General features: G+C 62.4%; 18 protein-coding genes and 1 pseudogene. 12 read left to right on the forward strand and 7 right to left on the reverse strand.

The genetic code is table 11. The annotated features are described in order from the left end of the window. Positions 1-3 precede the first annotated feature (3 nt). Together GN234_RS01975 and hemN are read left to right on the forward strand one after the other, a co-directional pair. The gene (locus GN234_RS01975; protein ID WP_176687738.1) at positions 4-1,377 is read left to right on the forward strand and encodes an oxygen-independent coproporphyrinogen III oxidase; all 1,374 of its coding nucleotides are present in this window, start codon (positions 4-6) and stop codon (positions 1,375-1,377) included. Further along, positions 1,374-2,762 carry an oxygen-independent coproporphyrinogen III oxidase gene (gene hemN / locus GN234_RS01980; RefSeq protein ID WP_109754266.1) on the forward strand — a complete coding sequence of 463 codons (1,389 nt, stop codon included), beginning with the start codon at positions 1,374-1,376 and terminating at the stop codon, positions 2,760-2,762. The genes GN234_RS01975 and hemN overlap by 4 nt, the downstream gene beginning before the upstream one ends. A gap of 187 nt (positions 2,763-2,949) precedes the next feature. Here the strand turns inward: hemN and GN234_RS01985 are convergent, their stop codons facing one another. After that, positions 2,950-5,628: an excinuclease ABC subunit UvrA gene (locus tag GN234_RS01985; protein ID WP_163858435.1), complete on the reverse strand. Its 2,679-nt coding sequence runs from the start codon at positions 5,626-5,628 to the stop codon at positions 2,950-2,952. A 195-nt stretch (positions 5,629-5,823) separates the two neighbouring features. Here GN234_RS01985 and GN234_RS01990 point away from each other — a divergent pair, with 195 nt between their 5' ends. The 9 genes from GN234_RS01990 (at position 5,824) to nahK (ending at position 19,352) form a co-directional block, all read left to right on the forward strand. Further along, positions 5,824-7,302, forward strand: coding sequence for a hypothetical protein (locus GN234_RS01990; RefSeq protein ID WP_109754264.1), 1,479 nt, complete (start codon positions 5,824-5,826; stop codon positions 7,300-7,302). A 284-nt stretch (positions 7,303-7,586) separates the two neighbouring features. Beyond that, the gene (gene nosR, locus GN234_RS01995; RefSeq protein ID WP_233459521.1) at positions 7,587-9,755 is read left to right on the forward strand and encodes a transcriptional regulator NosR; all 2,169 of its coding nucleotides are present in this window, start codon (positions 7,587-7,589) and stop codon (positions 9,753-9,755) included. A gap of 53 nt (positions 9,756-9,808) precedes the next feature. Next, on the forward strand, positions 9,809-11,728 hold the full coding sequence (nosZ, locus tag GN234_RS02000) for a TAT-dependent nitrous-oxide reductase (protein WP_176687739.1): 1,920 nt from the start codon (positions 9,809-9,811) through the stop codon (positions 11,726-11,728). A gap of 26 nt (positions 11,729-11,754) precedes the next feature. Then, positions 11,755-13,074 (forward strand): nitrous oxide reductase family maturation protein NosD, encoded by a 1,320-nt coding sequence (locus GN234_RS02005; protein ID WP_176687740.1) that lies wholly within the window; start codon positions 11,755-11,757, stop codon positions 13,072-13,074. After that, positions 13,071-13,988, forward strand: a complete 918-nt coding sequence (locus tag GN234_RS02010; protein WP_116832551.1) for an ABC transporter ATP-binding protein — start codon at positions 13,071-13,073, stop codon at positions 13,986-13,988. The genes GN234_RS02005 and GN234_RS02010 overlap by 4 nt, the downstream gene beginning before the upstream one ends. Further along, positions 13,985-14,815, forward strand: coding sequence for an ABC transporter permease (locus tag GN234_RS02015; protein ID WP_116832550.1), 831 nt, complete (start codon positions 13,985-13,987; stop codon positions 14,813-14,815). Before GN234_RS02010 ends, GN234_RS02015 begins: the two co-directional genes overlap by 4 nt. A 32-nt stretch (positions 14,816-14,847) precedes the next feature. Continuing rightward, the gene (locus GN234_RS02020; protein ID WP_176687741.1) at positions 14,848-15,375 is read left to right on the forward strand and encodes a nitrous oxide reductase accessory protein NosL; all 528 of its coding nucleotides are present in this window, start codon (positions 14,848-14,850) and stop codon (positions 15,373-15,375) included. A 241-nt stretch (positions 15,376-15,616) separates the two neighbouring features. Next, entirely contained in the window at positions 15,617-16,780 is a 1,164-nt protein-coding gene (gene nosP / locus GN234_RS02025; RefSeq protein WP_109754257.1) for a nitric oxide-sensing protein NosP, read from the forward strand. Further along, a complete protein-coding gene (gene nahK, locus GN234_RS02030; protein WP_411828781.1) occupies positions 16,710-19,352 on the forward strand; it encodes a hybrid sensor histidine kinase/response regulator NahK/ErcS' in 2,643 nt (880 codons plus the stop codon). Before nosP ends, nahK begins: the two co-directional genes overlap by 71 nt. 145 nt (positions 19,353-19,497) lie before the next feature. On the opposite strand, the pseudogene GN234_RS02035 reads toward nahK, so the two are convergent. The 6 genes and pseudogenes from GN234_RS02035 to GN234_RS02060 all read right to left on the reverse strand — a co-directional run bounded on the left by GN234_RS02035 (position 19,498) and on the right by GN234_RS02060 (position 24,709). Beyond that, positions 19,498-20,165: pseudogene (locus tag GN234_RS02035) on the reverse strand (response regulator). A gap of 58 nt (positions 20,166-20,223) precedes the next feature. Next, the gene (locus GN234_RS02040; RefSeq protein WP_116832547.1) at positions 20,224-20,757 is read right to left on the reverse strand and encodes a PQQ-dependent catabolism-associated CXXCW motif protein; all 534 of its coding nucleotides are present in this window, start codon (positions 20,755-20,757) and stop codon (positions 20,224-20,226) included. A 250-nt stretch (positions 20,758-21,007) separates the two neighbouring features. Further along, the gene (locus GN234_RS02045; protein ID WP_109754254.1) at positions 21,008-21,802 is read right to left on the reverse strand and encodes an ABC transporter permease; all 795 of its coding nucleotides are present in this window, start codon (positions 21,800-21,802) and stop codon (positions 21,008-21,010) included. Continuing rightward, positions 21,799-22,530 carry an ABC transporter ATP-binding protein gene (locus tag GN234_RS02050; RefSeq protein ID WP_109754253.1) on the reverse strand — a complete coding sequence of 244 codons (732 nt, stop codon included), beginning with the start codon at positions 22,528-22,530 and terminating at the stop codon, positions 21,799-21,801. Before GN234_RS02050 ends, GN234_RS02045 begins: the two co-directional genes overlap by 4 nt. Continuing rightward, positions 22,527-23,516: a YVTN family beta-propeller repeat protein gene (locus GN234_RS02055; protein WP_109754252.1), complete on the reverse strand. Its 990-nt coding sequence runs from the start codon at positions 23,514-23,516 to the stop codon at positions 22,527-22,529. The genes GN234_RS02050 and GN234_RS02055 overlap by 4 nt, the downstream gene beginning before the upstream one ends. A gap of 26 nt (positions 23,517-23,542) precedes the next feature. After that, positions 23,543-24,709 carry an ABC transporter substrate-binding protein gene (locus GN234_RS02060; RefSeq protein ID WP_176687742.1) on the reverse strand — a complete coding sequence of 389 codons (1,167 nt, stop codon included), beginning with the start codon at positions 24,707-24,709 and terminating at the stop codon, positions 23,543-23,545. A gap of 154 nt (positions 24,710-24,863) precedes the next feature. Between GN234_RS02060 and GN234_RS02065 the strand changes: the two genes are divergently transcribed. After that, entirely contained in the window at positions 24,864-25,130 is a 267-nt protein-coding gene (locus tag GN234_RS02065) for a hypothetical protein (protein WP_109754250.1), read from the forward strand. Positions 25,131-25,132 lie beyond the last annotated feature (2 nt).

Genomic DNA, 25,132 nt, shown 5'->3' on the forward strand with positions numbered 1-25,132 from the left:
GTCATGTTCGACCCGTTCCATACCCTCGGTGAGCGACCCTCGGGACGTGCCCCTGTGGTGGCTGATTTCGATTGTCCGATCGGTACGCATAGATTCCACGCAGGCATCGGTTCACTCGACCTGCTTCGAGGGTTACGCAGCAGTCGCCAGAAACGACGGCCCTTGTCTCTGGCGGTGCACCTGCCTTCGCGCTTGCGGCTGGCGTCGTGTTCGCCCCTTGCCAGCGATTGCCGGTGCGGCGAGATCGAGGGTTATCTGCAACGCTTGACCTATGAAATGGGCTTGGTCGGTTGCCACCTGGGCGCAGGGCGGCGCGTCGAACAGTTTTGCCTGACCGGTGGTACGCCGGTGATCGCTCATTTGCAGAAGCTGATGAGTGACCTGCGCAAGCGTTTCGATTTCAGTGAATACGACGGCGGCGATTACAGCATCGAAGTGGACCTGCACCACACGGACTGGTCGACCATGGGCCTGATCCGTGACCAGGGTTTCACCCACGTCAGCATCGGCGTGCCCGACATCGGCCTGGACAGCGATCTGTCGGTCGATTGCTACCAGAACCCGGCACCGATCCATTCGTTGATCGATGCGGCGCGCACGTTTGGTTTTCGCTCCATCAACATTGACTTGGGTTACGGTCACGCCTGGCAGACCCCCAACAGCTTCGCCCTGAAACTGGCGACCCTGATCGAGCTGGAGCCGGACCGGCTGCACGTCTTCGACTATGCCCACGCGCCTTATCGTTATCGTTCGAAGACCGCCGGTGCCGCCGATGTCTTTTGCAGCCCCGCCGACAAAGACGCCATGCGCCGCATCTGTTGCGAACAACTGATCGGTGCCGGTTATCACTACATTGGCCTGGGCCAGTTCGTCAGGGCCGACGATGACCTGGCGGTGGCCCAGGAACATGGACGCCTGCATCGCAATTGCCAGGGTTTCACCCGTCATGGTTGCTGTGATCACGTGGGCTTCGGCTTGGCCGCTATTACTCAGATCGAGCACCTGTACGTGCAGAACACCGACGACCTTCTTCACTATTGTCAGCAGTTGGATGCCGGGCAATTGCCGGTCTGTCGTGGCTGGCGCTGTGAAGCGCAGGATCAGGTCAAGGCGAGCGTGACCGAGCAACTGTCCTGTGACCTGGAGCTGGATATCCTGGCCATCGAGGCGCGTTTCGGCCTGGTGTTTCGCGAGCATTTCGCCTCCGTCTGGCCGCAGCTGGAAGCGTTGCATGACCAGGGATTGATCGAACTGTCGAGCCGGTTTATCGGCATCCTGCCCGCCGGGCGCTTGAACGTGGATGCGATCTGCAATCTGTTCGACTCAGGACCGGTTGACGCAAGCCCACACTCTTTTGAAAAGTTGAACCCATCATGAATGCTGCATCCGGTTTCAATCGTGCCCTGGTAGAGAAATACGACCGCCCGGGGCCGCGCTACACCTCCTATCCGACGGCCCCGCAGTTCCACCAGGCCTTTGCCATGGATGAGTACCGCCAGGCTGCCCAGCGCAGTAACCAGGCGCCATTACCCAAGCCGTTGTCGGTGTACATCCATATCCCGTTCTGCCAGAGCCTCTGCTACTACTGTGCGTGCAACAAAATCATCACGCGCAAGACTCATCGCGCCGCCGAATACCTGACCTACCTCAAGCGTGAAATCGCCCTGCAGGCGGCTTTGTTCGACCGCTCGCGCAAACTGACCCAGCTGCATCTGGGCGGGGGTACGCCGACTTACCTGACCCATGAGCAACTGGCCGACCTGATGGACTGCCTGCACCAGTCGTTCGACATGGACGACAGTGACGCCCATGAGTTTTCCATCGAGGTCGATCCCCGGACCATCGATGCGCAACAGATCCAGGGCCTGCGCCAGTTGGGGTTCAACCGCCTGAGCTTCGGCGTCCAGGATTTCGATGCCCAGGTGCAAATCGCCGTCAATCGGGTGCAAAGCGAAGCCCAGGTCGTCGAGTTGGTGGAGGCGGCGCGCCTGGCGCGCTTCAAGTCGGTCAGTGTCGATCTGATCTATGGCCTGCCATTGCAGACCATCGCCAGTTTCGATGTCACCTTGAGCAAGATCATCGCCCTGCGTCCGGACCGGATCGCGGCCTACAGCTACGCCCACCTGCCGCAACGGGTGCGGGCGCAACGAATGATCCGGCCCGAAGACATGCCGCCGCCAGAGCGCAAGTTGGAGTTGTTGGAGCTGACCATCAATCGCCTGACCGAAGCTGGCTATGTCTACATTGGCATGGACCACTTCGCCTTGCCGGATGACGAATTGGTACGCGCCCGGGCCCAGGGCAGCCTGCAACGCAATTTCCAGGGTTATTCCACCCACGCCGACTGCGACCTGATTGGCCTGGGGGTGTCCTCGATCGGCAAGGTGGGCGACAGCTACAGCCAGAACGTCAAGGAGCTCTCCCAGTATTACGCCCGCCTGGATCAAGGCATGCTACCGGTGCAGCGCGGCTATCGGCTGAGCGACGATGATCGGCTGCGGCGCGAGGTCATCAGCGAACTGATGTGTCACGGGCGCATCGATTTCGGCGCCATCGAGAGCGCCCACGGCATTCGGTTCACCGAGTACTTCGGCGACACCCTGGACCGGCTCCAGGAGCTGGTGCGCGATAGCCTGCTGGACCTTCGCGACGACGAGTTGGTGTTGCTGCCCCAAGGGCAGTTGATGATGCGCAACGTGGCCATGGCCTTCGACGCATACCTGGGGGCAGACCAGACGGTTCAGTATTCGCGCACGGTCTGAGGTGGGCGCGGCGGGCTGATATACCTGTGGCGAGGGGATTTATCCCCGTCGGGCTGCGAAGCAGCCCCAAGAATGCTGATTGCATGAACCTGACACACTGCGACGTCAGGTCTCGGGACTGTTGCGCATCCCAGCGGGGCGGTGCGACGTTTCGCTAAATCCCCTCGCCACAAGTGACTCATTTCCTCTATCGAGAACGATTTCGTTTCGGTTCCCCGGGCTGCAGAGCCCTTTTCAGGAATGGCGCTGTCCGGCTTTCTCGACAGGCCGCGACTTTCCCAGGAGCCCCGCAGGCCACGACGCTCCCACCTTGGGATCCCGCGCCCGGGCCGATATCGATGACCCAGTCGCTCTGCGCCACGACGCGCATGTCGTGTTCCACGACCACCACCGTGTGGCCTTCATCCACCAGGCGATTCAACTGCACCAGCAAGCGATCCACGTCCTGGGGATGCAGCCCGTTGGTTGGCTCATCCAACACATACAAGGTCGCGCCCCGGGCCTTGCGCTGCAGTTCTGTCGCCAGCTTGATCCGCTGGGCCTCGCCGCCGGACAGTTCCGTGGCTGGTTGGCCCAGGCGCAGGTAGCCCAGCCCGATATCCTGCAACACTTGCAATGAGCGCCTGGCCGCTGCTTGCTCGGCAAATACTTCGAGTGCCTGATTTACAGTCAGCTGTAGTACCTGGGAAATGTCCAGGCCCTGCCAGCTCACCGCCAGGGTCTGCGGGTTGTAACGCGCGCCATGGCAGGTGGGGCAGGGGGCGTACACGCTGGGCATGAACAGCAATTCGACACTGACGAAGCCTTCACCTTCGCAGGTTTCGCAACGGCCCTTGGCGACGTTGAAGGAAAACCGTCCGGCATCGAATCCCAACTCCCGCGCCTGTTCTGTCGCTGCGAACAGTTTGCGCACGTGGTCGAACAAGCCGGTGTAGGTGGCGAGGTTGGAGCGCGGTGTGCGGCCGATGGGTTTCTGGTCCACCTGAACCAGCCGCTTGACCGTATCGAGCCCGGCGACAACGCGCCCGGCGCTGGTTTGCACCGGTTCGTCTTCCAGGCTTTGCTCGTCGGATTCGACGTTGGGGCCGGGCTGGCCAAGATGGGTGCCGACCAGGTCCAGCAGGGCCTGGCTGACGAGGCTGGATTTGCCCGAGCCAGAAATACCGGTCACGGCAGTGAAGCAGCCCAAGGGAAAGGCCGCGCTCAGGTTGTCGAGGTTGTTGCGGGTGATGCCTTCCAGGCGCAACCAATCCCTGGGTGTCCGTGGGCTACGCGCCGAAGCCTGCTCTTCGTCAAAGAGGTAGGCGCGGGTTCGTGATTCAGGCACTTGTCCAAGACCCGCCGGCGGACCGCTGTAGAGCACTTTCCCGCCTTGTTCGCCAGCGTCCGGGCCGACGTCGATGAGCCAGTCGGCGCGGCGCATGGTATCGAGGTCGTGCTCGACCACAAACACAGAGTTGCCAGCGGCCTTGAGGCGTTGCAGGGCGCCAAACAGGGCTTCGCTGTCGGCCGGGTGCAGGCCGGCGGAAGGCTCGTCCAGCACGTAGATCACGCCGAACAACTGGGAATTGAGCTGGGTTGCCAGGCGCAGGCGTTGCAGTTCGCCGGAGGACAACGTCGGTGTGCTGCGCTCCAGGGCCAGGTAACCCAGGCCCAGGTCGATCAGGGTAACGATGCGTTCCAGCAGCTCGGCGGCGATGCGTTGGGCGGCCAGGCGCTTCTCCAGGGAAAGGTTGGGGGTATGACGGGCGTCCGGCCCGCCCGCGTGCGGGTTGTCGCCTCTGGCAGCGCGTTGCTCACGGGCCTCTCGGGTTTGCCGGTGGCTGAGGACGTTCCCCGTTTCTTCGGCCTGTTCAAGGTAGTCGGGCGCCAAGACACCCTTGAGCACCTCGGCCAATTCCAGCAATGGCAGGTGCGAAAGTTCGGCGATGTCCAGGCCGGCAAAGGTCACGGTCAGTGCCTGGCGTTTGAGGCGCTTGCCCTCGCACACGGGGCAGGGGCTGGCGCGCATGTATTGCGCCACGCGTTTGCGCATCTGGGCGCTTTGCGAGTGCATGAACGTGTGCAGCAGATAGCGTCGGGCGCCGCTGAACGTGCCCTGGTAACTGGGTTCGAGCTTGCGCTTGAGGGCGGCGCGGGTCTGGGCCGGAGTGAGTCCGGCGTATACGGGAACGGTAGGGGTTTCTTCGGTGAAGAGAATCCAGTCCCTTTGTTTTTTCGGCAGGTCGCGCCAGGGTATGTCGACGTCATAACCGAGGGTCACCAGGATGTCCCGCAGGTTCTGGCCCTGCCAGGCCATGGGCCAGGCGGCCACGGCGCGCTCACGGATGGTCAGCGACGGGTCCGGCACCATGGACGCTTCAGTCACTTCATAGACTCGACCCAGGCCGTGGCATTCCTGGCAGGCACCCTGGGGCGTGTTGGGTGAAAAGTCCTCGGCGTAGAGCATCGGTTGGTTGGCAGGATAGCTTCCGGCGCGGGAGTAGAGCATGCGGATCAGGCTCGACAGGGTGGTGACGCTACCCACCGATGAGCGCGCGCTGGGTGTGCCGCGCTGTTGCTGCAAGGCGACTGCCGGGGGCAGGCCCTCGATGCTGTCCACGTCCGGCACGCCCACCTGGTCGATCAGGCGCCGCGCGTAGGGCGCAACGGACTCGAAATAGCGACGCTGGGCTTCGGCATAGAGCGTGGAAAAGGCCAGCGACGATTTGCCAGAGCCCGACACGCCGGTGAACACCACCAAGGCATCGCGGGGGATGTCCACGTCGACATTCTTGAGGTTGTGTTCGCGGGCGCCACGTACCCGGACGAAGCCGGTGGTTTCAGGCAATGAAGCGATGGGGGCGGGGCCGGAGCGTGAGGGCATGGGGCGTTCCTTGTGGGCGTCTGCTTGGGCCGTCTTGGCGTTCAGGTGAAATGGCGTCACAGGGGAGAATGGAACCTGAGTCACAGCGTTGACAATTATGCGACCGGGTTCGTCCGTTCTCGTGCGATAAAAATTTACTCCGGACAAAAGAGATGAGAAAAGCTTTGCAGTTTTCCCATGGATACGGACCTCCCCATGCCTCGATCAAAACTGCTCACGACTCTGTTTGTCGCACTGCTGGCCGGCGCCGCGCTGTGGTACATGTGGATGATTGCCAGCGCCAAGCTGGAGTGGGGTGGCGACAGCCCTGACCAGCAGCAAGTGGGCGCGGTGAAGGATACTCGGTTGCGAGCAATGACCCAGTATTGCACGGGGGTAACGGTGACTGCGCAGGGAACCTGGCTGGTGGCGCGCCTGGAGAGCGACGCGCAAGCGCTCGAGCCGGCCGCTGACGTCGTGAACCTGGATGTGGTGGTCTATGGCAAGGCGGATGAGAACAAGGAATCGGAAGAGTCCGGGGCCTTTGCCGGTTTGTTCTCTCGCGGCGACAAGGAAACCTCTTTCATTTCCCGCCTGGATGCCCACGGGCAATTTCAACTGGTAGCGCATGTCAGCGGTGCCGCCTGCCTGGTGGCCAGTCCGGATGGGGGCAGCGTGTTCCTGCTCACGGGCCTTGATCGGCCTGAAACTGCGAACACCGATGAGATCCGCCAGACCGTGGTCCTTCGCAGCGATGACCAAGGCCGGCGCTGGACCTGGTTGACCAAAGGCTGGTTCCCCGAGGCCGATCAGTTGGCGTGGAACCTGGCCCCCTATTTCCATGGGTCGAATGAAGTCTGGGTCTTGGGGCGACCGAGCGCACCGGACGAGGGGAGCATGCAAGGGACGCCAGGCGCGATCTCCACGGGTGTCTTTTACTCTGCCGATCGCGGTGCGAACAGCACCCCGATAATGGCCCCCGAGTCGCTGCTGGTATCGACCGAATACCTGCACAACAAACGTCCCGACGTCACTGAGTGGCAGACAAACGCAGGCGAACATGGGGAAACCCAGACCAATGTCCTGCAGTTGGACGCCCAGCACGCGTTTATCTGGGTGTCTCAACGCTTCTGGGGCAGCCATCCAGATGGCGTCAGCGACAACATTGCGTTCAACGTCACCACGCGAGCCCGGTTGCACGCCAAGGCAGGGCAGTGGCAGGTGGTTGACGTGCAGCGTGATGACAACCTGTTTGTGGGCAAGCTGATACAGAACGATGCCGGGCGGGTGATCGGGCTGATTGACCAGGGGGACCACGGGCAGGACGTCGTCGCCGAACTGGACACCACCGCGCTGACCTGGACACCCTTGAGCGACCTGCCCAGTGTGTTTGCGCCATTGGCATCGGACAGTAGATTGCGCGGTGGCAATTTTTGGGTGGGCCGTGACACCTTGTTGATCAACACCAGCAGCGAACACCACCCACCGCGCTGGCTCTACTGGTGGTCGGACGCGAACATCTCCGCCGACGGAGTGTTCTATTCCAGGGATTGGGGCCGCTCCTGGCAACGCCTCGACATCGATGGCTACCTGGGCATTCTGGGCTTTCAACCCGCGCAGGACCGCGTGATCTGGGCCAAAGGCAACTGGTACGACAATAATGACGGGCGCATCTACTCCTATGGGTTGCGCTGAGGTTGGACCGAGCGCTGTTATTTGAATTGACATCAACTTGTGGCGAGGGGATTTATTCCCGCAGGGTTGCGAAGCAGCCCCTATGAGGCTGATCAGATTCAATCTGGCACACTGCGGGGAAGGACTTTGGGGCTGCTTCGCAGCCCAGCGGGGATAAATCCCCTCGCCACAGGTTATTTGTGAGTAGGGGTTAAGTTTTTCCCAAGTTGATTTCAATCAAGGGCCGATAAGGGGGGCGGACCCTACGATGATCGCCAAGATCCTGTCTTTAAGACCTGGCGTCCATGACCCCTCTTTTCGTGATGCAGCACCCATCCCGTTTCTGGCTCCGCGCACTGTTCACCCTCCTGTTTTTATTCGCGGGCCTGGCCCAGGCCAAGGACTACGGCGACATCCAGCAACAGCGCATCCACCATGTCCTGAAGCAGACCGACTCGATCTCCGAGCCCGAAGGGCGGTTCAAGGTGCGCAAGCTGTCCGCTGCCGGCAAGGTCCTGGGTTATGTGTTCCAAAGCCTGGACGTGGTGGACATTCCCGCCTATTCAGGCAAGCCAATCAATGTCCAGGTGATCCTCGATCCGACCGGTGTGATTCTCGATGCCTATGTGCTCGAACACCATGAGCCGATTCTGCTGATTGGCATCGCCGAAGAAAAACTCCATGCATTCAGCGCGCGCTACAGCGGCATCAAGGTCAACCAGCGGGTGGTGGTGGGGCATTCCAGCGACCCGAATGCCGTGACGGTGGATGCCATTGCGGGGGCCACCGTCACGGCGATGGTGGTCAACGAGGTCATCGTGCGTGCCGCCCATGATGTCGCGGTGTCCCTGGGCCTGGTCAAGGGCGATGCCGGGTTGGCCGTGGCGCCAGCCCGTGTGCGCGAGGATATCTACGAGCCTGCCGACTGGAAGACCCTGACCGGCAACGGCGCTGTACGGCGCCTGCACCTGACTCGCGGTCAAGTGGACGCCACCTTCAAAGGCACCGAGGCCGAACAGGTCGAAGTCGCCAGCGCCGAACAGGCCGACGATACCTTTATCGACCTTTACGTTACGCACCTGAACCCGCCCACCATCGGCCGCAATCTGTTGGGCGAGACGCAATACCGCGCGCTGATGAGCGAGCTCAAGCCGGGTGAACAAGCCATTGCCGTGATGGGCAGCGGGCGCTATTCCTTCAAGGGCTCGGGTTATGTGCGCGGCGGCATTTTCGACCGGGTGCTGTTGCGCCAGTTCGGCGATGTCATCAGCTTTCGCGACATGGACTTCCAGCGCCTGGATGACGTGGCCGTCGAGGACATGCCTGAGTTCGATGAAATGGCGATTTTCATCGTCCGCGCGTCCCACCGCTTCGATCCCGGCTCGCCCTGGAGCCTGGAGCTGCTGATACGCCGCCAGACCGGGCCGGTCAGTGGCATCTTCAGCAGCTTCGAGCTGGCCTACCAACTGCCCGAGCCGTACCTGGAGCGGCCATTGCCGACCGCTGAGCAACTGGCGGCCGCCGAAGAAGCCAGCCGGCCGATGTGGCTGACGCTCTGGTATCAGAAAGGTGTCGAAATCACTGTCCTTGGCATCGCCCTGCTGGTGCTGACGGCGGTCCTGTTTTTCCAGGATTCACTGGCCCGGCGGCCAACACTGTTGCATTGGGTGCGTCGCGGTTACCTGGTCTTCACCGTGGTGTTCCTTGGCGGCTACGCCTTGGCGCAACTGTCGGTGGTCAACGTGCTGACGTTCGTCCATGCCTTGTTCGAGGGCTTTCGCTGGGAGCTGTTCCTCACCGATCCGCTGATCTTCATTCTCTGGGTGTTCACCGCCGGCAGCATTCTGCTCTGGGGACGCGGAGTGTTCTGCGGCTGGCTGTGTCCGTTCGGCGCGTTGCAGGAGCTGATCAACGAGCTGGCGCGCAAGCTCAAGGTGCCGCAATACGAGTTGCCATTCGCCGTTCATGAGCGGCTGTGGGCGATCAAGTACATCATTTTGCTGGTGCTGTTTGGCGTTTCGCTGGAGTCCATGGCCACCGCCGAACGGCTGGCCGAAGTCGAGCCCTTCAAGACCGCCATCACCCTCAGGTTCGACCGCCAGTGGTGGTTCGTGGCTTACGCAGTGGGCCTGCTGGTGATCAACCTGTTTACCCGCAAGGTCTATTGCCGTTACGTCTGCCCACTGGGCGCAGCCCTGGCGATGCCGACCCGGCTACGGCTGTTCGACTGGCTCAAGCGTCGCAAGGAATGTGGCAATCCCTGCCAACTGTGCGCCAAGGAATGCGAGATCCAGGCGATTCATCCCGATGGCCGGATCAACGCCAACGAATGCCATTACTGCCTCGACTGCCAGATGACCTGGCACAACGAAAACAAATGCCCGCCGCTGATCAACAAGCGCAAGAAGCGCGGCAAGGCGACCGTGACCGATCCGCAACTGATTCCCGTGGTGCAGGTGAACCCGGCGCCTTGAGGCACCCCAATGGCCTGTCCCTTGACCGTTTCATTCTTCATGGAGCACACAACATGAGCGATAAAAAAAACCAAACCCCTGGCGCGGCGGAAGAGCCCAGGGGGGTCAGTCGGCGCAGTTTTCTCGGCACCGGTGCGGTAACGGGTGCGGTACTGGCCGGCGCAACGGCGCTGGGGGCCGGGACGTTCACCCGTGAGTCCTGGGCTGCGGCGGCCAAGGAGGCCAAATCCAAGATTCACGTCGGGCCTGGGGAGCTGGACGAATACTACGGTTTCTGGAGCGGCGGCCACCAGGGCGAGGTGCGGGTGCTGGGTGTGCCATCGATGCGTGAGCTGATGCGCATCCCGGTGTTCAACGTCGACTCGGCCACTGGTTGGGGCCTGACCAACGAAAGCAAGCGCATCCTGGGCGACAGCGCCAAATACCAGAACGGCGATTGCCACCACCCGCACATCTCCATGACCGACGGCAAGTACGACGGCAAGTACCTGTTCATCAACGACAAGGCCAACTCCCGCGTCGCGCGCATCCGCCTGGACATCATGAAGTGCGACAAGATGCTCACGATCCCCAATGTGCAAGCCATCCATGGCCTGCGCCTGCAAAAGGTACCGTACACCAAGTACGTGTTCGCCAATGGCGAGTTCGTGATCCCGCACCCCAACGACGGCCATACCTTCGACCTGCAGGACAAGAACAGCTTCACGATGTTCAACGCCATCGATGCCGAGAAGATGGAGATGGCCTTCCAGGTGATCGTCGACGGCAACCTGGACAACACCGATGCCGACTACACCGGCAAATATGCCGCGAGCACCTGCTACAACTCCGAGAAGGCCTACGACCTGGGCGGCATGATGCGCAACGAGCGCGACTGGGTGGTGGTGTACAACATCCCGCGCATCGAGGCGGCGATCAAGGCCGGCAAGTTCATCACCCTGGACGGCTCCAAGGTCCCGGTGGTCGATGGTCGTAAAGTCGATGGCAAGGACTCTGAATTCACCCGCTACATCCCAGTGCCGAAGAACCCCCATGGTTGCAACACTTCGCCCGACGGCAAATATTTCATCGCCAACGGCAAGCTGTCGCCAACCGTCTCGATGATCGCCATCGATCGCCTCGACGATCTGTTCGCCGACCACCTCAAGGACCCTCGTGACGTCATCGTCGCCGAGCCGGAATTGGGCCTGGGGCCGTTGCACACCACGTTCGACGGACGCGGCAACGCCTACACCACCTTGTTCATCGACAGCCAGGTGGTGAAATGGAACATGGAGGAGGCCGTTCGCGCCTACAAGGGCGAGAAGGTCAATTACATCAAGCAGAAACTCGATGTGCAGTACCAACCGGGCCACAACCATGCCTCCTTGACCGAGTCCAGCGATGCAGACGGCAAGTGGCTGGTGGTGCTCTGCAAGTTCTCCAAGGACCGCTTCCTGCCCACCGGTCCGCTGCACCCGGAGAACGATCAACTGATCGATATTTCCGGTGAGGAAATGAAATTGGTGCACGACGGCCCGACTTTCGCCGAGCCCCATGACTGCATCCTCGCCCGGCGCGACCAGATCAAGACCCAGAAAATCTGGAACCGCAACGATCCATTCTTCGCTGACACGGTGGCCCGGGCGAAGAAGGACGGTATCAACCTGGAAACCGACAACAAAGTCATCCGCGACGGTAACAAGGTGCGGGTGTACATGACCTCGATGGCGCCGGCTTATGGCCTGACAGAGTTCACCGTCAAGCAGGGCAATGAGGTGACGGTGACCATCACCAACATCGACCAGATCGAGGACGTCACCCACGGCTTTGTCATGACCAACCATGGCGCGAGCATGGAGATCAGCCCGCAACAGACCTCGTCCATCACCTTCACCGCCGACAAGGCCGGCTTGCATTGGTACTACTGCAGCTGGTTCTGCCACGCCCTGCACATGGAAATGGTCGGGCGCATGTTGGTTGAAAGGGCCTGAGTCGGCTCGCCAAGGAGACAGATGCAATGACCGGGAACAAGCCGCAACCTGCGGGCCGAGCTCGTCAACCGCTCATTGCGCTGGTGCTTTGCCTGTTATCGGGCGGCGCGCTCGGCGCGCCGCAGCCGATCACCGATTTGCCTTTGCAGGCCGACGGCGACCAGCAATGGCGCCTGCCTGCGGGCCAGTACCGGGGCTCGTTCAGCATTGACCAGCCCATGACCCTCACGTGTGCGCCGGATGCGGTATTCCAAGGCCAGGGTGAGGGGAATGGGTTGATCATTCGCGCCCCGAATGTGCGGATCCAGGGATGTACGTTCCTGGACTGGGGCCACGACCTGACGGCCATGAACGCGGCTGTTTTCATCCAACCGGTCGCCCAAGGGACCGTGGTTCGTGGAAACCGGATGCAGGGCCAGGGCTTTGGTATCTGGGTCGATGGCACGCGGAACGTCAGCCTGATCGACAACCGTATCCAGGGCGACCCCAACCTGCGTTCCCAGGACCGTGGCAACGGCATACATTTGTATGCGGTGCACGGTGCCCGGGTCATCGGTAACCAGGTGCGCGAAACCCGTGACGGCATCTACATCGACACCTCCAGCGGCAACCTGCTCCAGGGCAATACCCTGGAGGACCTGCGCTACGGCGTGCATTACATGTTTGCCAACGATAATCGCCTGCTGGACAACGTCACCCGGCGTACCCGCACTGGCTATGCGTTGATGCAAAGCCGCCAGCTGACGGTCATCGGCAATCGCTCCGAACAGGATCAGAACTACGGGATCCTGATGAACTACATCACCTATTCGACCCTGCGCGACAACTTCGTCACCGATGTGCGCGACGGGTCTACCGGCGACACCATGATCACTGGCGCCGAGGGCAAGGCCCTGTTCATTTACAACTCGTTGTTCAACCGCATCGAAGGCAATCATTTCGAGCGCAGCGCCGTGGGCATCCACCTCACGGCCGGCTCGGAGGACAACCGCATCGCCGGCAATGCCTTCGTCCACAACCAGCGCCAGGTCAAGTACGTTGCCACGCGGTTGCAGGAATGGTCGGCGGATGGGCGCGGCAATTACTGGAGCGATTACCTGGGCTGGGATCGCAATAGCGACGGCCTGGGTGACGTGGCCTATGAACCCAACGACAACGTCGACCGCCTGCTGTGGCTGTATCCCCAGGTGCGGTTGTTGATGAACAGTCCGGGAATCGAACTGCTGCGCTGGGTGCAGCGAGCCTTCCCGGTGATGAAATCTCCCGGGGTGATGGACAGTCATCCGCTGATGGAAACGCCTGTCCAGCCCCCGCAACGCAACAGTGCTGAGGAGGACGCGTCTTGAACGTCGTCGAGATCGAAGGTGTCAGTCAGCGCTATGGCGATGTCACGGTGCTGCGCGGGCTGGACTTGAACCTGGCCCAGGGCGAGGTGCTCGGCCTGTTCGGGCACAACGGTGCGGGCAAGACCACGACCATGAAGTTGATCCTCGGTTTGCTGCGGGCCAGCGAGGGCGAGGTGCGTGTCTTCGGGCGCGCGCCCAGCGACCCGAGCGTGCGGCAGATGCTCGGTTATCTGCCCGAGAACGTCATGTTCTATCCGCAGTTGAGTGGGCTGGAAACCTTGCATCATTTTGCCCGGCTCAAAGGCGCCGCACCGGAGCAGGTGGCGCGTTTGCTCGAAGAAGTCGGCCTGGCGGACGCGGCCCGGCGGCGGGTGAGAACCTATTCCAAGGGCATGCGCCAACGCCTCGGCCTGGCCCAGGCACTGCTTGGCCAGCCGCGCCTGTTGCTGCTGGACGAGCCGACCGTGGGGCTGGACCCCATCGCCACCCAGGATCTCTATCAATTGCTCGACCGCCTGCGTTGGCAGGGCACCAGCATCATTCTGTGTTCTCACGTCTTGCCAGGCGTGGAAGCACACATCAATCGCGCCGCGATCCTCACCCGAGGTCGCCTGTTGGCCCTGGGCAGCCTGGCTCGGTTGCGCGAGGACGCGGGGCTGCCGACGCTGATCCGCGCCTCGGGCCTGTCCCGGGCCGACTGGCTTCGCCAGCATTGGCGCAGCGAAGGACACGCCACCCAAGGTTGGGGTGCCGAGGGGGTGCAGGTGTCGGCGCCGGATGGCAGCAAACTTAAATTGCTGCGCCAACTACTGGCCCAGGATGACCCGACGGACGTCGAGATCAAGCCGCCGTCCCTGGAGGATTTGTACCGGCATTACATGGTCCGTGCCGCAGCCGAGGAGGCCAGCCTATGAATCCGGTCTGGAACATGGCCCGCAAGGAATTCAGCGATGGCTTGCGCAATCGCTGGTTGTTGGCGATCAGCCTGTTGTTCGCGGTGCTGGCGATCGGCATCGCCTGGCTCGGTGCGGCGGCGTCCGGTCAACTGGGGTTTACCTCGGTGCCCGCCACGGTGGCCAGCCTGTCCAGCCTGGCGACCTTCCTGATGCCTTTGATTGCCTTGCTGCTGGCCTATGACGCGATTGTCGGCGAGGACGAGAGCGGCACCTTGCTGCTGTTGCTGACCTACCCGTTGGGGCGCGGCCAACTGTTGCTGGGCAAGTTTGTCGGTCACGGCCTGATCCTGGCCCTGGCCACCTTTATCGGATTCGGCTGCGCGATGCTCGCCATCGCCCTGTTGGTGGACGATGTCCAACTGAGCCTGCTGCTCTGGGCCTTCGGTCGATTCATGGTGTCCAGCACACTGCTGGGCTGGGTTTTCCTCGGGTTGGCCTACGTGCTGAGCAGCTTGTCGGCAGAAAAATCCACCGCGGCCGGATTGGCCCTGGGGGTCTGGTTTTTCTTCGTGCTGGTGTTCGACCTGGCTTTGCTGGCGTTGCTGGTGTTGAGCGAAGGGCGGTTCAACCCGGAGCTGTTGCCATGGCTGCTGCTGTTCAACCCTACCGACGTGTATCGGCTGATCAACCTGTCCGGGTTCGATGCCGCGTCCAGTGGCGCCGCGGTGCTGACCCTGGGCAGCGACTTGCCGGTGTCGGGGCCTTTGCTCTGGCTGTGCCTGGGCCTGTGGATGGCGGTTCCGTTGTGGCTGGCCTATCGGTTGTTCAATCGCCGGTGCCCGTGAATTTCTAAACTTGATCAAGGGAGCATGCAACGATGAACAGGGTGTACTTCAAGACGGGCCGCCTCATGGCCGGATTATTGATGTGCCTGGCGCTGGCGGCTTGCGGCAAGGCCGAGCCACCGGCGACCAGTGAGGCGACGCTGGCGTTTCATCCCAGCGATGAGTGCCATGTGTGCGGCATGGTCATCACCGACTTTCCCGGCCCCAAGGGCGCGGCAGTCGGGACCGATGGCGTGAAGAAATTCTGCTCGCCGGCAGAGATGCTGGGCTGGTGGTTGCAACCGGAAAACCATCGGGCCGACGTCAAGCTGTATGTCCACGACATGGGCCGCAGCCATTGGAATACGCCGGATGACGCTCACCTGATCGACGCCCGGACTGCCTACTTCGTCATCGGTAGCGGGCTCAAAGGCGCCATGGGCGTCGTACTGGCCTCGTTCTCCGACCCCCAGGCGGCACAGAAACTCGCCAGCGATACCGGCGGTCGGGTGCTGCGCCTGGAAGACATTGATCAGAAGCTGCTGGGGCAGGCCACGGCCATGTCGCCGATGAGCCACTGATATTGTCTGCACACCGAACGGCTCTTGTGGCAAGGACGCTTGTGGGAGCAAAGCTTGCTCGCGATAGAGGCGCCTCGATTCTGCCAGACCGCATCGCCTCTATAGCGGGCAAGCCTTGCTCCCACATAGCGGGAGTAATCTCATCCCATGGAAGCGTCCACCCGCTACCCAAGTAGCATTCGTCGACCCGGCGCGGCTTCGTACACTCAGGGCTCCTATCACGCACCCGCCGGAGGCGAAGATGCAGCAGGCCCAGAGCGAAGGTGTGGTGAGTGCCATGTCCCAGGCCACGGACGTCCAGCAGGTGGCCCAGGAGTTGGCGCGGCAGTTGTTGCACCCGTACCTGGGCTTCGTGCTGTTTTTCTGTTCCGCCGAGTACGACTTGCCGGCCCTCGGCCAGGCGTTGTCCCAGAGTTTCGGCGGGATTCGCCTGGTGGGCTGTACCAGCGCCGGTGAAATCACCACCCAGGGCTACGGCCGCAATTGCGTGACGGCGGTGGGGTTCGATCATCGGCACTTTTCCATTGCCGCCGAGCTGATCGGCGAAATGGAGCACTTCAGCCTGATCGACGCCCAGCAAATGGTCGAGCGCCTGGCGAGCGGCTGCCGCAGCAACGCCTTGGCGCCGATCAAGGGCCACAGTTTCGCCTTGACCCTGCTCGATGGCCTGTCCAGTCGCGAGGAAATGGTACTGGCGGCGTTGAGCGCCGCGCTGGGCGACATCCCACATTTCGGTGGTTCGGCCGGTGATGACAACTACCTGACCCACACCCATGTGTACTTCGAAGGCCAGTTCCACAGCGGCGCGGCCGTGGTGTTGCTGATCAACACCTGGCTGGAGTTCGAAGTCTTCACCACCCATCACATCCTGCCCCGGCAAGAGAAGTTGGTGGTGACTGGCGCCGACAGTACCTCACGACGGGTCTATGAGCTCAACGCCGAACCCGCTGCCGAAGAATACGCCCGGCATATCGGCGTGCCAGTGAGCGCACTCGACTACCGGGTCTTCGCCGCCCATCCACTGGCGGTGCGCATCAACGACCAGTACTACGTACGGGCGATCCAGCAGGTGCACCCGGACCTGAGCCTGAGTTTCTACTGCGCGGTGGAGAACGGCATCGTCCTCACTGCGATGACCCCCGGCCCGTTGCTGCACAACCTGCAAAGCCTGTTCGACGGCTTGCAGGCGCGCCTCGGCGACTTGCTGCTGACCATCGGCTGCGATTGCTTCCTCCGGCGCCTGGAGCTGGAAGATCGCGGCGGCCTGGAGCAGATCGGCCAATTCCTGCGCGAACAACGGGTGATGGGGTTCAACACCTATGGAGAACAGTTCAATGGCATGCATATCAACCAGACGTTCACCGGAGTTGCCATTGCCCGACATCGCGTCCCCGGACATCGCTGAGCTGCAGGCCCAACTCGCCAGCCTGCAGCACGAAAACCGCAAGCTGCGGCGCATCAACGAGGCGCTGATCGAGCGGGTGGAGTCCGGCGTAACCCGAGGCAACGACCCCTATGCGGCGTTCCAGCACTCGGTGGTGCTGGCCGAACAGGTGCGCGAGCGCACCGATGCCCTGAACCAGGCCATGGCCGAGCTCAAGGCGGGCAATCACTTGCTGGGCGAGGCGCGGCTGCGGGCGGAAACGGCTCATCGGCACTTGATCGATGCGATCGAAAGCATTTCCGATGCCTTTGTGCTGTTCGACGAGCAGCAACGCATTGTCCTGTTCAACAGCCGCTTCAAGGCCTTCTGGGCCAACAGCCGGGTGCGCATCATCGCTGGCATGCGTCTGTCCGAGGTCAAGCGCCTGATGACCGCCAACGGGCTGTTCAGCGAAGAACCCCGCGGCCAGGCCGATGAGCATGTGCTGTATCGCTTGCAAAATGGGCGATGGCTGCAAGTCAGCGAGCGGCCGACCCAGGAAGGTGGACGGGTGATCCTGTTCACCGACATCACCGACGTCAAGCTCAGTGAAACCGTGCGCCGCGAGCAGGCCATCGCGCAGAAGTCCCACTTGTTGCAGCGGGCGGTGGACAACCTGTCCCAAGGCGTGGCGATGGTCAACGCCCAAGGTGTGCTGGAGCTGTGGAACCGGCGCTTCCTCGAACTCAGCGGCCTGGCCCCGGTGGCGGCTCATCGGCCGTTCAACGAAGTGATCGCCGACAGCGAACTGCAATTGTTGACCCCGGCCAGCCGCGACAGTAACGGCCGGCTGATCCACGAATGTGAGCAGCGCCTGTCCGATGGCCGGGTCCTGGAGATCCGCACACATCCACTGCCTACCGGTGGCTACGTCAACACCTTTACCGACATCACCGAGCGCTACCAGCACGCCGAGGCCCTGAGCGAAAGCGAGCGCTGGATTCGCCTGATCACCGACCATGTGCCGGCGCTGATCGCCTACCTCAATGCCGACCTGGTCTACGAATTCACCAACAAGGTCTACGAGCAGTGGTATTGCTGGCCCCGTGGCGTGATGCTTGGCCAGAGCCTGCGCGAAGCCCACAGCGAACAGCATTACCAGCGCCTGGAGGCCTACGTGGCCCGGGCCTTGGCGGGCGAGAGCGTGACGTTCGAATTCGCCGAGACCAACATCAACAACCAGGAGCGCTACATGCTGCGCTCCTATGTACCGAATCGCTTGGCCAACGGCGAAGTGGTGGGGATCTTCGTGCTGATCCGCGATATCACCGAACGCCGCCGCACCGCCGAAGCGCTGCACCAGGCCTATCAGAACCTGGAGCAGCGGGTCCAGGAGCGCACCGCCGAACTGACCACCCTCAACGATCAGTTGTTGCGCGAGATCGACGAGCGCAGCCGTGTGGAATTGCGCCTGCGCGAGGCCAAGCGCGAGGCCGAGCAGGCCAACCTGTCGAAGACCAAGTTCCTCGCCGCGGTCAGCCATGACCTGCTGCAACCGCTCAACGCCGCCCGGCTGTTCACCAGTGCGCTGCTGGAGCGCCGCGAGCCGGTGGCCAACACGCAGCTGGTGCGCAACGTCAGCAATTCGCTGCAGGACGTGGAGAATCTGTTGGGCACCCTGGTGGACATATCCAAGCTGGACGCCGGGGTGATCAAGGCCGATGTCGCACCGTTCGGCCTCAGCGAGTTGCTCGATAACCTCGCCGCCGAGTATGTCCAGGTCGCCCGTAGCGAAGGGCTGGCGCTGCACTATGTCGGCTGTTCAGTGTTGGTGCGCAGCGACATGCAATTGCTCGCGCGGATCCTGCGCAATTTGCTGACCAATGCCATTCGCTATACCCCCAGCGGCCGTGTCGTGCTGGGCTGCCGGCGGCATCGCCAGAGTGTTTCGATCCAGGTCTGGGACAGCGGCATCGGTATTGCCGAAGACCGTCTGGAGGAAATATTCCAGGAGTTCAAGCGCGGCGACGTACAGCGGCCGAATCAGGACCGTGGGTTGGGCCTGGGCCTGGCGATCGTCGAGAAGATCGCCGGGATCCTCGGGCACCGGATCCAGGTGCGCTCCTGGCCGGGCAAGGGCTCGATGTTCGCCGTCGAAGTACCCTTGAGCGCCACCGCGCCCAAGCCGTTGCCATGCCTGGACATGAGCGAGCCGATGCTCGAGCGACTGCGCGGAGCGCGGGTCTGGGTGCTGGATAACGATGCGGCGATCTGCGCCGGTATGCGCACCTTGCTGGAAGGTTGGGGGTGTCGGGTGGTGACCGCGCTGTCAGAGCAAGACCTGGCGCGGCAGGTGGACAACTACCATGCCGAGGTCGACCTGCTGATCGCCGATTATCATCTGGACCACGATCAGAACGGCGTTGACGCCGTGGCCCGGATCAACGCCCGCCGGGGTTCACCGATCCCGGCGATGATGATCACCGCCAACTACAGCAACGAGCTCAAGCAGCAGATCCGCGAGCGCGGGCACACCTTGATGCACAAGCCGGTGCGGCCGATGAAGCTGAAGATTGCGATGAGTCATCTGTTGGGCCAGATCCAGAGCCATTGAGCCGAACACTGTTGTGGCGAGGGAGCTTGCTCCCGCTGGGCTGCGAAGCAGCCCCCAGGGTCTGTCTGGCATATCGAGTTGTCAGGGTTTAGGGCCGCTTCGCGCCCCAGCGGGAGCAAGCTCCCTCGCCACAGGGTTGTGCGCCTCAACGCCGCAGATAAGCCCCGAAATCAATATCCCCGGCACTGAGGATCGCCTGCACCCGGTTGTGCACATTGAGCTTGCGCAGGATCGCCGAGACGTGGGCCTTGACCGTGGTTTCGGCGATGTCCAGGGTGTAGGCGATCTGTTTGTTCGACTCGCCCTTGGTCATGCGTTCGAGTACCAGCAGTTGCTTGCGGGTCAGGGCCTGGAGCAGTTCCGGCGGGAACGCCGGGGTTTCGTTCAGGCGCCGGCCCATCGGGCTTTTTTTTGCGTGCGAATGATGTCGGGCGGCAGGTACACGTTGCCGTTGAGGATCTGCTCGATGGCGTCGGTCATCTGCGAGCGTGGCGAGGATTTGGTGATGAAGCCCACCGCGCCATAGGTGATGGCCTGCAGCACCACCTGCTTGTCCTGCTCGGCGGAGACGATCACCACGGGAATGGTAGGTGCCTCGTTGCGCAGGTTGATCAGGCCATTGAGCCCGTGCATGCCGGGCATGTTCAGGTCCAGCAGGATCAGGTCCAGGTCGTCGTGCTCGGCAGTCAATGCCAGGGCACTGTCCAGGTCGGCGGTCTCCATGACCTCGCTGCCAGGAAAACCGTCGCTGATGACGTTGTGGATGGCTTCGCGAAACAGTGGGTGATCGTCGGCTATCAGGATTTTATACATGGCCATTCACCTCGTTATTGTCGTGTGGGGCAGGGCAGTTGCACGCACTTTTGCATGATCATGGAAAGGGTTCGGGCCGGGCCGCTTGCAAGGGCAGGTTGGCCGCCTCCCAGGCATCGAGGCCATCGCGGTACCAATACACATGGTTATAGCCCATGGCCGCGGCGCGTTTTACCGCGTTCCAGCTCAGCCAGCAATCGGCGCGGCAATAAAAGACCAGCGGTAGATCCAGCCGCCCGCCGGTGGCCGTGCGCAGGTGATGGCTGAAGTAGGCCTGCCAGGTAGGGTCGAGATCGCCGTCACCGGTATTGGCCAGCCACAGGCTGCCGGGGAGGTTGGCATGGGGTTCGCTGTCGATGAAACGTCCCTGGACCCAGGGACGGCGATAGACGTCGATCAGGATCGGGGGGGAGGCTTGGCCAAGCAGGCGTTGCAGGGCCTGGGTGTCGAGGGTCTGGGCGCCGTCGACGGTGGCGGGCGTCGGGCTGCGGTATTGGGCGATGCGATAGCCCTGTGCTGAAAACAGCGCGGTATCGGCCTGCGCGACATTCAGCGCCAGGCCCAGCAGGAGGATCGCCAGCAAACGGGGCATAGGATTTATCCTTTTTGTTATGCGCCCATTACATGCCAGGGTCGAGGTCTTGTGAATGCGACCATAGACAGGAAAACCGGTACTAAAGTAGTAATTTGAGTGTTAAAGACCCGCGCGACATGGAGAACATGCACCGAACCCTGTGGGAGCAAAGCTTGCTCGCGATAACGGTGTGCCAGTCAACATCAATTCTGGATGAACCGCCGCCATCGCGAGCAAGCTTTGCTCCCACAGACTGTGCAACGAGGCGTTAGCTGCCGGCCTTGCGCAACGCCGCATGCTGCGGATTGAACGTCCACACCGCCAGCAGCGCGAACACCAGGGTCAACCCCACGCACACCACCATCGCCAGCAGGTTGAACCGCTCATACAGGGCAAACCGCACCAATTCCACGCCATGGGTGAACGGGCTGACTGCGCAGAGCCAGTACAGCCACGGGCTGGCTTCCTGCATTTTCCACAGCGGGTACAGCGCCGAAGACAGGAAGAACAGCGGGAAAATCACGAAATTCATCACCCCGGCAAAATTCTCCAGTTGCCGGATGGCATTGGACAGCAGCAAGCCCAGGGCGCTGAGCATCAGGGCCACCAGCAGCAAGGCCGGCAGGGCCAGCAGCAGGCCCATGGTCGGTGGCTGGATGCCGTACAACCAGGCGATGGCGAGGAAGGCATAGACCTGCAACAGCGAGATCAACGAGGTCGCCAGTAACTTGCTTGCCAACAGGAAAGCCCGGGGCAGGGGGCTGGTGAGCAGGACGCGCATGCTGCCCATTTCCCGGTCATAGACCATCGACAGCGAACCCTGCATGCCGTTGAACAACAGGATCATGCAGGCCAGCCCCGGCACGATGTACACCTCGTAGGGGATGTAGGTGTCGTAGGGCGCGATGATGGCGATGCCCAGGGCCGCGCGAAAGCCGGCGGCGAACACCAGCAGCCACAGCAGTGGCCGCACCAGGGCGCTGAGCAGCCGTGTGCGTTGCAGCACGAAGCGCAGCCATTCGCGCGTCACGATGCCGCTGAAACAATACCAGTACGCGCTCATGGGTGGACTCCCTTGGCGGTCAAGAGTGTGAAGGCTGAGCCGAGGCTGCCGCCGTGTTCCAGGCTCACGGCATCGGCGCGGCCACTGGCGACCAGGCGGCCTTGATGCACGATCAACAGGTCGTCGCTGGGCTGCACTTCGTCCAGCAGGTGAGTGGTCCAGAGCACGCTGATGCCTTGCTCGCTGCACAGTTGCCGGATGTGCAGGCCCAGGGCGAGGCGGCTGGCCGGATCGAGGCCGACGCTGGGTTCGTCGAGCAGCAACAGGCGCGGTTCATGGAGCAGGGCGCGGGCGATTTCCACCCGGCGTCGATGGCCGCCGTTGAGGTCGCGCACCCGCTCGTGGCGCCGCTCGGTCAGGTGCTGGCGGGTCAGTTCGGCGTCGATGCGGACGGCGCCCTGGCGTCGCGAAAAGCCGTGCAGCGCCAGGTGATAGCGCAGGTTCTGTTCAATGCTCAGGTCCAGGTCCAGGGTGCTCTGTTGGAACACTACGCCCAGCTGGCGCAAGGCCGGTCGTGGTGACTTTTGCAAGGAGTGGCCGCCAACGCGGATGTCGCCGTGCTGTAAGTCATACAGCCGGGTGAGCAGGGCGATCAGCGTTGACTTGCCGGCCCCGTTGGGTCCCAGCAGCGCGGCGAAACGTCCGGCGGGCAGACTGAAACTCATCTGTTTGAGGGCTTCGCGTGCGCCATAGGCAAAGCTCAGGTCGCTGACTTCCAGGGCGTTCATGGCGTAACCACCACGCCCCAAGGGTAGCGCCCGACTTTCACCGACTTGAGGACCTTGCGGCTCTCCACATCGATGACCGAGACGTCACCGCTGACGCCGTTTGTCGCCAACAGTTGCTTCTGGTCCGGGGTAAACGCCAGTTGCCAGACTCGGCGGCCCACCAGCAGGTAATCCAGCACTTCGAAGGTCTTGGCGTCGATCACCGCCACATGGTTGGCCGGGCCCAGCGCGACGAACGCCAGTTTGCCGTCGGCACTGAGCTTGATGCCCACCGGCTGGACCTTGTCCGGGTGCACGCCTTTGATCTGGAACGTCAGGGTCTTGAGGATTTTACGCGTAGCCACATCGAGCACGGTCAACGTGCCGCCGATCTCCGCCGAGGCCCAGAGCTGCGTACCGTCGCGATTGAATTCGACGAAGCGCGGCCGCTGGTCCACCAGGGTGTTGTCGGCCAGGGTCTGGGTGCTGGTGTCGATCCAGTGCAGCATGTTGGTGGTTTCACTGGTGTTGACCGCCCACTTGCCGTCAGGGCTCACGGCCATGCCTTCGGGCTCGACACCCACGCCGATCTGGCCCAGCACTTCGGAGGTCTGGGTGTCGATCACCGTCACCAGCGCATCGTCTTCGTTGGACACATACAGCCAACGGTCGTTGGGGTGCAGGGCGAATTGCTCCGGATCTTTGCCGGAGGGCAGTTCCTTGATGATTTTGCGGGTGGCGACGTCCATCACCTGGACCCGGTCCGAATCACTGGCGCAGATGTACAGTAGGCGATTGTCGTGGGACAGCAACAGGCCTCGGGGGCGCTGGCCCACCGGTAGGGTGTCGATGACTTCCAGGCTTTGCATGTCGATCAGGCTCAGGCTGTTGTCTTTCTCGTTGGAGACCCAGGCGATGCTGGCGGCGGCGGGGCCAGCGGCCAGCAGGGCAGCGCCCAGGGCGAGGGCTTGGCAGAGCCGGGCCGGGTAAATCAGGGAGCGACGCATGGCGGTTTCCTTATTGTTGTTATCGATCAGGGGTAACGGCAGCTCACCTCGGGCTGGTCATAGCCCAGGCTGTCCATTTCATTGGTAGGGTGGAGGAAACCGTCCTGGGGCGAGGTGCTGACCAATGCCCGGGGCTGGACCAGGGGAATCGGTTGGCGCAGTTGGCCGTTCCAGGGCCGGTAGCTGAGCTTGCGGCCCTTGAAACCGTCCAGGGGCAACTGGTCGCTGAGGGCCAGTTGGCGGATAGCGAGCGGGTCGTCCTGACGCAACTTGCTCACCGCGCTGGCGATGCTGCGCACGGCGATCCAGGCGGCGAAGTCGCGGTCGTTCATCCAGCGTCCGGCCAGGGCTTCGAAGCGTTTTTGCAACTGCGCCGCGCCGTAGGTTTCCACGGTCTTGTGCCAACCGGTGGGCGTCAGCCCTTGGGTGCCGGCCACCGGGCGTGGGTACCAGGTCTGGTAGGGCAAGTATTCGCCGAAGTCGCCGCGCTCGTCGGCCACCAGCACCACGTCGTACTCGGCGGTCTGGGTGAACAGCGGCATGTCGGCCTGGGCGCTGCGACGCTGGTCGTTGTCGAACTGCCAGGCCTTCTCGGCGACGATTTTCATGCCGAAGCGTTTCATCGCCCGGCGCAATGCGGCGGCATAGGCCTGGTCCTCGGGCGTCTGGCCCACGATCAGCAAGGCCCGCTGCCATTTACGCACGACGCTGAATTGCACCAGAGCATCGGCGAGCATGGCGCGGTCGGGCAGGCTGTGCAGCACGTTGCCCAGGCAGTCGGTGGTACGCAGGCTGTCGTCGGGGCTGCCGGCGTTGAACAGCAGGCTGTCGGGCAGGGCGGCGCTGAGCTGGCGCAGGCTGGCGGTCGGTGCATTGACCACGAACAGCCGCAGGCCCTGGTCGTGTTGGGCGCGGGCGGCCTGGAGCAGCGCTTCGGGAGTGTCGACGCTGGCGCTTTCCAGGCGGTAGTCGTGATTGAGAAAACGTCCGGTGCTGTTGCTGTCGATGATCGCCAGTTCAGCACCGCGCAAGCCGGCATCGGCCGGTTCGGCAATGACGTTGGACAGTAGCGGGCCGGGGTCGGGGCGATAGCCCAGGTAGCCGATGCGCACTTGCAGCGGTGTGGCATCGCCAGCGTGAGCGGTTGCCGCTGCCAGCAGAGAAACCAAGGCGTAACTGACGAGCCGGCGCATGACATCCTCCATTGCGGGTAGCGCCAGCATAGGAAGCCAGGGGGGCGGGGGAAATATGTAGAAAGTACCGCCGGTGCAGTACCAAGGTAGTAACTCGCCTTGGCGGCCGGGGTTTTAGCATGCAAGGCATCGTCATTGACCAGGAGGGACGACCATGCGGATTCTCAAAGCGCTGCTGCTGCCGTTTCTGCTGATCCTGAGCCTGGTTGGCGTTGACCGGCTGGCCGGTAAAAAAATCGGGTGCAATGGACATAAAAGCTGCGGCCACCCCGTAACCCCGGTGGGAGCGAGCCTGCTCGCGATAGCGGCCTCACATCCAACATTATTGTCGACTGACCCACCGCTATCGCGAGCAGGCTCGCTCCCACAAGGGATTTGTGTCCGGCGCGGATGTGAGTTCATCCCGGCAATGGGCCGCTAACC

The sequence above is a fragment of the Pseudomonas bijieensis genome (genome assembly GCF_013347965.1).
GTDB lineage: Bacteria > Pseudomonadota > Gammaproteobacteria > Pseudomonadales > Pseudomonadaceae > Aquipseudomonas > Aquipseudomonas bijieensis.

Excerpts from the sequence above, each read along its gene's own strand:
- GN234_RS02020 (WP_176687741.1), top strand. The coding sequence starts at position 14,848 with ATGAACAGGGTGTACTTCAAGACGGGCCGCCTCATGGCCGGATTATTG.
- GN234_RS02015 (WP_116832550.1), top strand. The coding sequence starts at position 13,985 with ATGAATCCGGTCTGGAACATGGCCCGCAAGGAATTCAGCGATGGCTTG.
- GN234_RS02060 (WP_176687742.1), bottom strand. The coding sequence starts at position 24,709 with ATGCGCCGGCTCGTCAGTTACGCCTTGGTTTCTCTGCTGGCAGCGGCA.
- GN234_RS02065 (WP_109754250.1), top strand. The coding sequence starts at position 24,864 with ATGCGGATTCTCAAAGCGCTGCTGCTGCCGTTTCTGCTGATCCTGAGC.
- nosP (WP_109754257.1), top strand. The coding sequence starts at position 15,617 with ATGCAGCAGGCCCAGAGCGAAGGTGTGGTGAGTGCCATGTCCCAGGCC.
- GN234_RS01990 (WP_109754264.1), top strand. The coding sequence starts at position 5,824 with ATGCCTCGATCAAAACTGCTCACGACTCTGTTTGTCGCACTGCTGGCC.
- GN234_RS02005 (WP_176687740.1), top strand. The coding sequence starts at position 11,755 with ATGACCGGGAACAAGCCGCAACCTGCGGGCCGAGCTCGTCAACCGCTC.
- hemN (WP_109754266.1), top strand. The coding sequence starts at position 1,374 with ATGAATGCTGCATCCGGTTTCAATCGTGCCCTGGTAGAGAAATACGAC.
- GN234_RS02045 (WP_109754254.1), bottom strand. The coding sequence starts at position 21,802 with ATGAGCGCGTACTGGTATTGTTTCAGCGGCATCGTGACGCGCGAATGG.
- GN234_RS02055 (WP_109754252.1), bottom strand. The coding sequence starts at position 23,516 with ATGCGTCGCTCCCTGATTTACCCGGCCCGGCTCTGCCAAGCCCTCGCC.
- nosZ (WP_176687739.1), top strand. The coding sequence starts at position 9,809 with ATGAGCGATAAAAAAAACCAAACCCCTGGCGCGGCGGAAGAGCCCAGG.
- nahK (WP_411828781.1), top strand. The coding sequence starts at position 16,710 with ATGGCATGCATATCAACCAGACGTTCACCGGAGTTGCCATTGCCCGAC.
- GN234_RS02040 (WP_116832547.1), bottom strand. The coding sequence starts at position 20,757 with ATGCCCCGTTTGCTGGCGATCCTCCTGCTGGGCCTGGCGCTGAATGTC.
- GN234_RS01975 (WP_176687738.1), top strand. The coding sequence starts at position 4 with ATGTTCGACCCGTTCCATACCCTCGGTGAGCGACCCTCGGGACGTGCC.
- nosR (WP_233459521.1), top strand. The coding sequence starts at position 7,587 with ATGACCCCTCTTTTCGTGATGCAGCACCCATCCCGTTTCTGGCTCCGC.
- GN234_RS01985 (WP_163858435.1), bottom strand. The coding sequence starts at position 5,628 with ATGCCCTCACGCTCCGGCCCCGCCCCCATCGCTTCATTGCCTGAAACC.
- GN234_RS02050 (WP_109754253.1), bottom strand. The coding sequence starts at position 22,530 with ATGAACGCCCTGGAAGTCAGCGACCTGAGCTTTGCCTATGGCGCACGC.